The 12,132-nt window shown below is 36.2% G+C and carries 8 protein-coding genes and 1 other RNA gene; 5 read left to right on the top strand and 4 right to left on the bottom strand.

Translation table 11 applies throughout. The features are described from left to right. Nucleotides 1-111 precede the first annotated feature (111 nt). On the top strand, nucleotides 112-1,017 hold the full coding sequence (locus tag IPI31_12330) for a T9SS type A sorting domain-containing protein (protein MBK7568600.1): 906 nt from the start codon (nucleotides 112-114) through the stop codon (nucleotides 1,015-1,017). Between the two features lie 715 nt (nucleotides 1,018-1,732). On the opposite strand, the gene IPI31_12325 is transcribed toward IPI31_12330, so the two are convergent. From IPI31_12325 to ssrA, 3 genes are all read right to left on the bottom strand, one after another. After that, nucleotides 1,733-2,353: an SUMF1/EgtB/PvdO family nonheme iron enzyme gene (locus IPI31_12325; GenBank protein MBK7568599.1), complete on the bottom strand. Its 621-nt coding sequence runs from the start codon at nucleotides 2,351-2,353 to the stop codon at nucleotides 1,733-1,735. Continuing rightward, nucleotides 2,322-2,819 (bottom strand): hypothetical protein, encoded by a 498-nt coding sequence (locus tag IPI31_12320; protein MBK7568598.1) that lies wholly within the window; start codon nucleotides 2,817-2,819, stop codon nucleotides 2,322-2,324. Before IPI31_12320 ends, IPI31_12325 begins: the two co-directional genes overlap by 32 nt. Before the next feature lie 262 nt (nucleotides 2,820-3,081). Next, nucleotides 3,082-3,447, bottom strand: a transfer-messenger RNA (tmRNA) gene (gene ssrA, locus IPI31_12315). Between the two features lie 122 nt (nucleotides 3,448-3,569). Between ssrA and IPI31_12310 the strand changes: the two genes are divergently transcribed. Further along, nucleotides 3,570-5,267, top strand: coding sequence for a 1-acyl-sn-glycerol-3-phosphate acyltransferase (locus tag IPI31_12310; GenBank protein ID MBK7568597.1), 1,698 nt, complete (start codon nucleotides 3,570-3,572; stop codon nucleotides 5,265-5,267). Then, complete coding sequence (locus IPI31_12305) at nucleotides 5,260-6,303, top strand: NAD(P)-dependent glycerol-3-phosphate dehydrogenase (protein ID MBK7568596.1); 1,044 nt, start codon at nucleotides 5,260-5,262, stop codon at nucleotides 6,301-6,303. The genes IPI31_12310 and IPI31_12305 overlap by 8 nt, the downstream gene beginning before the upstream one ends. Before the next feature lie 320 nt (nucleotides 6,304-6,623). Here IPI31_12305 and IPI31_12300 read toward each other — a convergent pair whose 3' ends face one another. Next, entirely contained in the window at nucleotides 6,624-6,713 is a 90-nt protein-coding gene (locus tag IPI31_12300) for a hypothetical protein (protein ID MBK7568595.1), read from the bottom strand. Nucleotides 6,714-7,569: 856 nt separating this feature from the next. Between IPI31_12300 and dinB the strand changes: the two genes are divergently transcribed. Together dinB and IPI31_12290 are read left to right on the top strand one after the other, a co-directional pair. Then, a complete protein-coding gene (dinB, locus tag IPI31_12295; protein MBK7568594.1) occupies nucleotides 7,570-8,763 on the top strand; it encodes a DNA polymerase IV in 1,194 nt (397 codons plus the stop codon). Nucleotides 8,764-9,142: 379 nt separating this feature from the next. Continuing rightward, complete coding sequence (locus IPI31_12290) at nucleotides 9,143-12,109, top strand: DNA polymerase III subunit alpha (GenBank protein MBK7568593.1); 2,967 nt, start codon at nucleotides 9,143-9,145, stop codon at nucleotides 12,107-12,109. The last annotated feature ends 23 nt before the right edge of the window (nucleotides 12,110-12,132 follow it).

The raw sequence follows: 12,132 nt of genomic DNA, 5'->3' as shown, positions 1-12,132 counted from the left end.
GGAGCTTAGCAATGGTAAGGCTCTGGACATCTCCCGTTTGAGTGTAGGAGTTTATCAAATAATGGTTAGATTTGATGACAATAACTTCGTTGTTAAAGAGCTTGTTAAGCAATGAAAAGAGCAAAATTTAATATCCAAGGGTATTCAGCGTCTGCTGTCTGTTTTCTTCTCTTACATGAAGAAGCAGCAGCAGAAGCTGTTTATACTGACATTCCTGATACCGTTATCAATTATCACATGGAGCTATTTGATATTGATATGAACAATGACGGAATTTTGGATTTTTCTGTTTTAAAAAGATCATTCGACTTTTTAGCCACTACTTACTATTCTGGATATGTAACTTCTCATTTGAGTGTAATTAATGCCGGCCCAAAAATAGCAGGAAATTATATCGCAGGATTTACTGAAATATGGGGTGGTTCAGCAGCTGGTACTTTTACAATGTATTTTCCATATGCCTTAGCAGAAGGCGAAAATATTAATGATAGTTTAAGCTTTCAGGAATTTGGGTTAGAAGTTGTGGCTTTTCGATATACAACAGATAAAGGGGCATATTCTCACGAAGGTGGTGAATGGTATCCAGAAGTTCTAGATCATTATTTAGGTGTTTATTTCAAAGATATCGAGGGGTGTTACCATTACGGTTGGATACGTTGCGATGTAAAAAACAGTGGCAAAGAAATAACTGTTAAAGATTTTGCGTATGAAGCAAAATGTGATGTCGGAATTGCTGCAGGCGATATGATTGGTGATACAACAACAGTTGGGATTAATGAAACAAATATATTACAAGCCACTGTTTACTCTTTTAATACTACGATTTATATAAATTTAAATGATGTAATCAATAAGGTTGAAGTTCATATTTATGATTTAAAAGGAAAAGAAGTTTATTCCGGTACACTGATTAATCAATTTACTGAAATAAAATTAAGAGAATCAAAAGGCATGTATGTTGTTGAGTTGATTTCTGATGAAAAACAACATAGAACTGACAAAGTTAATTTGCAATAATTCAAAACTATTTTGATCTATGGAAAAAACACCTATGTAAGTAGGCAAAAAAGTAGGCCTTTTCTGTACTTTTGCAACTACCAATACTAGCGTTGTTCCAAAGAGTTTATATCAACCTAAATAAATTGGTTGGAGAATCAGGAATTTTCATTTTCGATCTTCAGGAAAAGTAAATACTTTCACGTTTTATGACTGATTCGTTTTTTTCTTTTGAATTATTACAACCATCTGGAATAAATATAGTCAAAATTGTCTCAGAGAATAAAAATTACTCGACAGAAATCTCTTTGCCTTAAATAATTTACGAAAACCTGAAATTATTATTTAATAGGCATTAACCCCAATACGTTTTTATTTAATTTAATTGGTAATTCTATACATTTCTATTTCTGAAATAAATTTCACTACATTCCCAAAAATTGCTGATTTAATTTCAATTTTTAGTTGCTCAAAATATCCCTAATTGATTGAGAAATAAATGAGTGTTCATCCTTAAGCAAAGTTTTGATAAAAAAAAGACGGTCTTAACGCTATAGCGTTAAGACCGTCTTCGTGGAGTTGAGGGTACCGTTATCGAACCCGATAATATTGAAAATGAAGGAATTGTATAAAAATACAATAAGCTTTTGTTCTTGCCATATACTTAAATACCCAAAGTAAAATTATAACAGGATTACGTCCATCCCATTACTCCGACGATCAAGATTGATTATATTTATTTAACAAACTTGGCAAAACATCGAAATCCTACATATTCAGAATTTTCAGTATAAGTTGATTGTAAATAACAACTGGCTGATTCACTATTCCAATTTGCGCCCATAGCAAAACCTTCGACATTGGTCATTTCCGAAACATTTGAACAAAGGCCTTTCACCTTACTTTTTTTATCAATTATATGAACATCTGAAAGTTTTGCAGTGAATTCATTTTTATTAAAAAAATCAACTGCTAAATTAAACTCCTCTTTAGAAGGCAAATAATAAATAATTTCCTTCCCAGTTCGTTTGCTTACAACTTCACTTCTCCATTCACAAAAAAGACTGACTTGAAAAAAATCAATCCCTACAACTGGGTAATTGTCAAAATCATTTGGTTTTAAATAATTACCAGAATAAACTTTATACCAACTTGCAGAATCAGGTACTAGCTTACTTAAATTATTGGAATCTTTTTCTTCCATAAAAAATAAAAATTCTCTCCAAGCTAAATTAGTTATTTCATATTCATCTACATAAAATTCTTTTCCGGGACCTGCAATAGTCCCAGTAGGATTATTCCCAATTGGAAACAAAAAATAATAATTAAGAAGGAAAACTCCAAGAAATTGTGCCATTATCATTAATTGTAATTTCTAAGCCAAAATATTGACGAGCAATTAGTTTATTGAATTCTGTATTATTTAAATAATGCAAGGTTTTAATTTGTGTTGAAGTAATTCCACCTCTGTAAATTCCCCAAATTTTCAAAATTGTAGTAGCTTTTAGGACATCACTTGATTGCGAATTTTCAAAGCAGTCAAGTCCAAAAAAACCACAAAAAGAGTTTTCAGAAATTTCTCCGACACTAAAAGTGTTTATTTGATTATTTAAATCCTTTGCCGAAAATGTAGCCAAATATCCAGAAATAACAGTTGCATCTACCTTAGGTGGCGTGATAACATATCCAGCAGAACAAGCGCTTTGTGCCGCTGCTTTCGCTTCGCTTTTCGTACCTGCATACCCTTCAGAGCTGCCATCCTTGCATTGCCAATACCAAAAGCCTGTAGTGGCACTTTGATCAATTGTATAATTTTTAGCCATTTCTTCTTTTATTCAAAGGTAATGTAATTTTCACACCTAAACAAGTAATGATAATTACCACTGATATTTGGTGATTATTGGATCTAATCCGGTATTTTCTAAATATCAAAATCGTCAAAGATGATAAAATGAATGTCAAAATTTGTCTTTTCAAGACAGATAAAATTTACTGAAATTGATTGAGAAATAAACGAGTGTGCTTCATCAAAGCAAAGTTATGATGAAAAATAACGGTCTTAACGCTATAGCGTTAAGACCGTCTTCGTGGAGCTGGTGGGAATCGAACCCACGTCCAGCCAAAGCATTTACAAGCTTTCTACATGCTTAGGCCATTCTTGGTTTTCGGGATATTCAGGGTGAACGGTCGGACCTGAGAATATCCTTATTTCCTTTATCTCGGGGTGCAGCGGAAAATTACATCCCTATTCTGATGTTGTGACGTCCTTCAAAACCGTATCAGACAATCGATTCTGAGAACGAAGGCTACTTAATTCTTGGAATTAAGCTGCCATGGCGTAGTTAGACTCGCCGTGTAAAATTGTTTCGTAGCTTGAGATTAAAGAGCCAAATTACAATGCTCTGCATGCTTACTTGTCAATGAACAATGCTGTCAATTCCTGTCAACCCCAGGTTTTTATTGCATAAGCAAAAAGTGTGCTTAAGTGCTATAATAATGCAAAAATACGCCTAAACGTTCAAATACCGCCTTCAATCCTTTAAAACAAGGCAAACCCTTTATATTTGCATCGCATGGGGGAAGAAAACGGAAAACATAAACGGGCAACACACCCTTATAAAAGGATATTACCGAATATCGACGATTGGCCAATCGCGAAATTGAGCAATCAACGGGCATGGCTGATCGACCACGTAGTGGAGGAAACACTGCAGGCTATTCTCAAAAAAGATCCATCCGAAAAAGCATTGCAAAATGAGCTTGCCAAAGCAGTGTATTTGGAAAAAATTCGCGTTGAAAGACCTTGGAAAACCGACCCTTCCGATGATAAGGAATTCTGGTCGTCGGTGAAAAATAATTTAATTAAACTAGAAAGTCACCCCGATAATAAAATTGAAGAAGAAAAAGCAATTCTGAAAAGTATATTAAAAAGATATGTTTCAGAAATTGTCGGGAATTTTAGTAAACGCACTTATAATTTTTCTGAGCGATTTGTTCCTTTCGCTTTTAATCGTTTATTAAATGCATCGCATAGCCGCGCATTCAGAAGATTATTTAATAATAAAAAAGATCTCTTAAATAGCATTCATCTGGTTGGTGAAATTGAACAATTGCGGAATTTGGCAAAGGATGGAATTATTGTTATGGTTCCAACGCATACAAGTAATATAGATTCAATAACAGTTGGTTGGGGAATTTCCGCTATTGGTTTGCCGGCATTTTTTTATGGTGCAGGAATGAATTTATTTTCAGTGCGTTTTCTTGCATTTTTTATGAATAGATTGGGTGCATATCGTGTAGACAGAAGAAAGAAAAATGCAATTTATCTTGAAGCATTAAAAGTATATTCCACAGAGGTGATCATGCGGGGCGGACATAGTTTATTTTTTCCGGGAGGAACGCGTTCGCGCAGCAATATGATTGAATCACAATTAAAATTAGGTTTGCTTGGAACTGCACTGGAAGCGCAACGCAGATTAATTATCGATTCTCAGGGAGTGGATTATAAAAAGATATATGTAGTACCTGTTAATTTAAATTATGGTTTCGTATTGGAAGCACCGGAATTAATTGATGATTATTTAAAAAATGTTGGAAAGGAGAGATATTTTGTTCCGAGTGATAAATCATCTTCCTCTTATAAAATTGTAAAATTCATGTATCGTTTTTTTAGTGCCGATGCTGACTTTACAATTTCTTTTGGCAGATGTATGGATATCTTCGGAAATCCGGTGGATGATAGCGGAAAAAGTCTGGATAATAATGGAAACGAAATTGACATCCGCGATTATTTTAAATCGAAGGGTGTTTTAAAATATGATACACAACGCGATGCAGTGTATACCAAAATGTTGAGTGAAGGAATTCTCAAAGCATTTAGAAAGAACAATGTTGCACTTCCTGAAAATGTAGTTGCTTATGCGGCATTTAAAACCTTTCAAAAGAAACATCACAACAGCGATCTTTATTCTGTATTGCGCATGGCAGAAGAGTTTCGAGAGTTAACCATGGAGGAATTAACCGCTGCCGTAAAAAAAGTAGTAAAAGAACTTTCCAAAATGGAACATAAGGGTGAAATAAGATTAGATCCAATTGTTCTTGCGGAAGATGTGAATGAAATGATAAAATATGCTACTAAAAAACTCGGAGTATATCACAATAAACGTCCTTTATTAATTACTAAATCCGGAACAATAAAATGTCAGGATATGAAATTATTATTATTTTATCATAACCGACTGGAAGGTTACGGATTAGAAGACCATGTCTAAAAAAGAATCTGTTGGCGTAGTTGGTGCGGGAAGTTTTGGGACCGCAGTTGCTAATTTGTTGGCAGAAAATAACCATGTATATTTATATTCACGTCGCCCCGAAAATGTTGCGGAGATCATCGCAAATAATAGATCTGCAAATCAAATTCTGCATAAAAATATTACCGTTACAAATGATATTGCACTTGTTGCAAAAGAATGTTATTTAATTTTTCCCATTGTTTCCAGTGATGGATTTAAGGATATGATACGCACTATGTCACCATTCCTTCGACCCGATCATATTTTAATTCACGGAACAAAAGGATTGGCAGTAAAGAAAAAAGGATTAGAAAAATTAAAAGCAAAATCGCGCATAGCAGGAAAGAATGTACTCACCATGAGCGAATTAATTCGCAGTGAGTCGGTTGTTGTGCGCGTTGGTTGTATGGCGGGACCGAATCTTGCGAAAGAAATTGCGCAGGGCCTTCCGGCAGCAACTGTTATTGCGAGTCGTTTTGATGAAGTGATACATGAAGGACAAAATGCATTAAAAGGTCCGCGCTTTCAGGTGTATGGAAGTTATGATATTGTTGGAGTGGAATTAGCGGGAGTATTAAAAAATATTCTCGCAATCGGCAGCGGTATAATTACCGGATTAAATATGGGTGAAAATGCGCGTGCCTTATTAATTACCAAAGGTTGGGCAGAGATAATTAAATTAAGTGAAGCCTTAGGTGCAGATGTTAAATCGTTTTTAGGTTTAGCAGGTATAGGCGATATTATTGCAACCTGCTCCTCTCCTAGCAGTAGAAATTACACTGTTGGATTTCGTTTGGCGAAGGGAGAAAAAATAAATGATATTATTCATTCGATGGAAGAAGTTGCAGAAGGTATCAACACCATCCGCATCGCAAATGGCCTCGCAAATTATTACAACGTAAATTGCCCCATCATCAAAACCCTCGCCTCCGGTATTTTTGAAAATTTAAATGTAAATGCGGGAGTGGAATATTTAATGCGATATAAGATGGGGATGGATGTGGAATTCATTTGAGCGGGACATAGGACATATGACATAGGACATAGGACTGACATAGGACATGGGAAATTGGACATAGGATTTACTGGAATAAAACCTGAGGATTATTTACTGGCTTAATAATTTAAATTCGAAGGATATTCATTTTCGTGAATCGTCAATCGTGATTCGTGAGTCCGTCCCGTACGCCGTGGTTGTGTGTTTTTCACCAACCACTGGAGGGTGAAGAAAAGTCCACATGGCGTAATAAAAGACTCACCGTTTGTTTTGCTTTGTCCCCTTTTCCTTGTCCTGTGTCCAGTCTTGTGTCCTGTGTCCTAATTTCTTTGTCTTCTTCAAGGCAAATGCCCACCCAGTGCCTGTTTGGATGGTATCGCAAATTGCGATACCATGAATTCAACCTCTGATTCAGTCAGTTGAAACATGAAATTTTTAGGAAAGCGATCACTATTGCGTTTTTGGGGTGCTTACAAATTCAACCCCGGATAGGGGTGACATTATTATAGAAGATTTTTAAATCCAGAAGAAATTTAACCCCGGTTAGGGGTGGCATTATATCCCACCCTACATAACGATTTTGATATATTAATCGAATTTCAAAAATATTATTCAATTTTTTATCTACCATAAAGCTTATTTATAAAAAAATTGATCTTTTTTTTATATCATTTTCCCAGGTCTCAATTTATTGCTATGCATGTGTTTATAAATTGGGATATAATTCCACCCCTACCCGGGGTTGTGGTCTACATTGTATTTGTTTTTCTATAATAATGTCACCCCTACCCGGGGTTTTGAGCACTCGGTTCCTGGAGACAAACTCGTTTTCGTCAATCGTTATTCGTGAATCTTGACTCCGGAATAATTCGCTCAATTCGGAGAGGTTCTTTCCGGCAGTCAAACTCATTACTCATAACTCATTACTCATTTACGTGAATCGTAAATCGTGATCCGAAGCCACCTACCCCACCCATTTCCCCCTCTACCCATCCACCCCCTTCCCACCCCACTCACTCCCTCACCACTACCCCAGTGAGACCCCCACTGAAAAAGTGGGATCCTCACTTGCCTCCCAACCCACCCATCCACCCATTTCCTCCTCCACCCACTCACCCTTTCCCACCCCACTCACCCATCCTCCGAAGCGCTAGCGAGGAGACTCACCACTCCCCACTCACCACTCACCATTTGTCAATTAAAATGTCAACATTTGTCAAAATTCCTTGCAAATGTCAAGAAATAGTCAGTATATTTGACTTTTAGAACGAAAATTGTCAGCAAATGGAGAGGGAGCGATTGATAGTCCACATGGATCTGGATACATTTTTTGTGTCGGTGGAGAGGCTCAAAGATGCCCGCCTGATCAATAAACCGGTTGTGGTAGGCGGAACCGGCGACAGAGGGGTGGTGGCGAGTTGTAGCTATGAAGCGAGGGCATTTGGGGTGCATTCAGCCATGCCGATGCGTCAGGCCAGAATGTTGTGCCCCGAAGTAATAGTGGTGCGCGGCGATTACGAGCATTACTCCTATTACTCCAATATGGTGACGGAAATTGTGGAGGAAAAAGTGCCTTTATATGAGAAGTCGTCGATAGATGAATTTTATATTGATATGAGTGGCATGGATAAATTTTTCGGCACTTATAATTATATGAAGGATGTGCGCAACAGGATCATTAAAGAAACAGGTTTGCCAATTTCATTCGGGTTATCAGAAAATAAAACGGTGTCGAAAGTTGCAACGGGTGAAGCAAAACCAAATAATCATTTAAAAATAGATCTCGGTATTGAAAAACAATTTCTTGCGCCATTACCGGTGAGAAAAATTCCGATGGTGGGAGAAGTTACTTCACAGTTATTGCGGAAAATGGGCATCGTAAAAATTAAGACAGTACAGGAAATGCCTTTGCAGGTTATGGATAATATTTTGGGTGAAAATGGTAAAACCATTTGGCGCAAAGCAAACGGTATCGATAATTCTCCGGTGGAACCTTATACAGAAAGAAAATCCATTTCCAGTGAGGAAACATTTTCAACGGATACCATTGATATAAAAAAAATAAAAACAATACTTATGGCAATGACGGAAAAATTAGCCTTTCAATTGCGCAAAGAAAATAAATTAACATCGAATATATCGGTAAAGATCCGTTATTCCGATTTTGATACACATACAAAACAAATGCGTATTCCCTACACCTCCACCGATCATACTTTAATGAAAGTGGTGAAAGAATTATTCGATAAATTATTTGAGCGCAGGGTTTTAATACGATTAGTTGGTGTACGTTTTTCGGGATTGGTAAGCGGTGGATATCAGATCAATTTATTGGAAGATTCAGAAAGTATTATTCAGCTCTATCAGGAAATGGATTTCGTACGCAAAAGATACGGTGATAAAGCAGTGCAACGCGTTTCGGCAATGGGGTATGAGTTTAAGCAGTTTAATCCGTTTAATGGGAAGAAAAACAATTAGCAAATTAGCCAATTAGCAAATGGAACCCAACGCAGAATGATGATTGAGGTTCCAATTGAAAGTTTTAGAAAATTTATAAATATGAAAAAATATATGGAGGAAATTAAATTACCATTTAGCGAAAATTTCAAATTTGCTAATTGGCTAATTACCACATTTACTAATTTTCGTTTGTGGCCATTTGTATTTTATAAGTTTTTGGTGTATTTATTCATTTGTTAATCAGCCGCAGCTTATTGGGTAAATTGTTAATTTAATTCCACATTAATCGACAACTAATCAGTATAAAATAAATATCATGAAAACATCAAACTTGACTTTAACGAGATCGCCCATTGGTACATTGGTACATTTTTACATTGGTACATTTACTTGCTAATTGTATTTAAACGTCCATTCATATTACAGTCTTCGCTACGGAATTCTTTCTGTGGAGCGTTTATTGGAAGAAGCGCAGAAGAAAAATATTACGTCGTTTGTGCTTACCGATATCAATAATACTTCGGGATGGTATGAATTATTGCAAGAAGCGCGAAAGGTAAATATTGATGTTAAGGCAGGTATTGAATTCAGAAATGGCAATACAAAATTATTTATCGGTATTGCAAAAAATGCGGATGGATTTGCGGAATTGAACCGCTATCTCTCCTATTATTTAAAAAATAAACTCGATATTCCTACTGAAGCGCCAACGTTTAAAAATGTATTTATTATTTATCCTTACAACGAAGATAAAACATATCAGTTAAATGAAAATGAATACATCGGCGTAAATAAAAATGATCTCACAAAATTGCGTTTCCCAAAAAAACGGCAATTAAAAGATAAAATGGTGGCTTTGCAAACCGTAACCTTTGCAAATAAAAAAGACTTTAGCGCACATCGCATTTTGAGGGCGATGGATAAACTGAGCATCATCACCAAATTAACCGATGAAGATCTCGCAAAACAAAACGAACAATTTGAAACCTATGATGAATTGATCAAGGCCTATGATGATCACGCCTATTTATTACACAATGCTCAAAAATTAATAGATCAATGCAGCTTTGATTTCACTTTTCATACCAATAAAAATATTCAACTTTTTACCGGCAGCACCAAAGAAGACATTAATTTATTATTGCAACTCACCTACGAAGGTGTTACCTATCGCTACGGAAAAATTACCAAAGAAATTCAGGATCGCATCAATAAAGAACTCGATATTGTAATTCAGAAAGGATTTGTTTCTTATTTTTTGATCAACCGCGACATTGTATTATACGCCCGCAACCAGGGTTTTTACACCATTGGCAGAGGCAGCGGGGCAAATAGTTTAATTGCGTATTGTCTGCGCATCACCGATGTGGATCCGCTGGAACTGGATCTGTATTTTGAACGCTTCATTAATTTATTCCGAGAAACTCCACCCGATTTCGACCTCGATTTTTCGTGGAAAGATCGTGATGATGTTACACATTATATTTTTGATAAATATGGTGAAGAACATACCAGTCTGCTTGCAACCTATACCACTTTTAAAGATCGTTCCTTTATTCGCGAGGTGGCAAAAACATTCGGATTACCCGACCATGAAATTGCTGCCATGGTAAAAAATTATGGAGAAAGAAGATTTGGTGATGATATTCGTATTCCCGATAAAATTGCGCGCAGTATTTATTCCTTCGGCGGATATCTGCACGGACATCCCAATCATTTAAGTATACATGCAGGTGGAATTTTAATTTCGGATAAACCCATTTATTATTATACCGCAACACATCTTCCCCCCAAAGGATTTCCAACAACACAATTCGACATGCATGTAGCAGAGGATATCGGATTATATAAATTTGATATTTTGAGTCAGCGTGGTTTGGGGCATATTAAAGATGCAGTGGAATTAGTAAAAAGCAACCGCGGAATAGATATCGATATTCATCAGACCAAAAAATTTAAAGAGGATGCAAATCTCAATCACCAATTAAAATCGGGTAATACGATCGGATGTTTTTATATTGAATCACCTGCAATGCGGAGTCTGTTAAATAAATTATTATGCGACGATTATCTTACGTTGGTTGCAGCGAGTTCTATTATTCGCCCGGGTGTTGCACAATCGGGTATGATGGATGCCTATATCAAACGACATCGTTTTCCCGAATATCGAAAAGATATACATCCCGTTATGGGTGAAATTATGCCCGATACTTATGGTGTAATGGTTTATCAGGAAGATGTAATTAAAGTGGCACATTATTTTGCAAAACTCACTTTGTCGGAGGCCGATGTTCTGCGTCGCGGAATGAGCGGAAAATCGCGCAGCAAAAATGAATTTCAATTAATTAAAGAAAAATATTTTTCCAATTGCAAAGAATTGGGATACGACGAAAAACTCGCGCATGATGTATGGTTTCAGATAGAAAGTTTTGCGGGATATTCTTTTGCCAAGGGACATTCCGCATCCTATGCAGTGGAGAGTTATCAGAGTTTATATTTAAAAACGTATTATCCCATCGAATTTATGGTTGCGGTAATTAATAATTTCGGAGGATATTATAGCACCGATCTGTATGTACATGAAGCAAGGCGGTCGGGTGCAATTATTGAAGGACCTTGTATCAATAAAAGTTTTATGCATACATGTTTATACGATAAAACAATTTATTTGGGATTTATTCATGTAAAAGGAATGGAATCTGCTTTAGTGGAAAATTTAATTCTCGAACGGGAAAAAAATGGAGATTATACAGATATGGATGATCTTTTAAAACGTATTTCCATCAACCTCGAACAATTAGAAATATTAATCACGATAAATGCCCTGCGTTTCACCGGAATTTCGAAACGCGAATTATTAGTTGAAGCATATTGCCGTTTAAATAAAACAAAAAAAACAAATCCCGTAAAAGAATTATTTGAAAAAGAAAAACCGGAGCCCTATCAATTTCCCGAATTGCATTTCGAAAAAAGAGAGGACGCCTGGGATGAAATTAAACTCATGGGATTTCCTTTGTGCAGTCCTTTTACTATGATAGATGATGTATTGCACATCCCCAATAAACAAGTTTTGGTAAAAGATTTTCCGAAGTTGGTGGGACGTAATGTGGAGATAACCGGATATCTCATCACCACAAAATCAACCAGCACCAAAAGCGGCGAACTGATGTATCTGGGAACCTTTGTGGATGCGGAAGGAAATTGGTTAGACACGGCACATTTTCCAGCCTCCGCAAAACAATATCGATTTAAAGGAAAAAATTGTTATCTCTTAAAAGGACGCGTGCAGGAAAGTTTTAATGCATTTACGTTAATTGTTTCGGAGATGTATTGTTTGAAGTTGTGGATGGGGGAATATGCGTAAATAATTCACAGTTCTGAGTTCTG

The organism is Bacteroidota bacterium, from assembly GCA_016706865.1.
GTDB lineage: Bacteria > Bacteroidota > Bacteroidia > Chitinophagales > BACL12 > UBA7236.
This window is presented reverse-complemented; position numbering and strand designations above follow the sequence as displayed.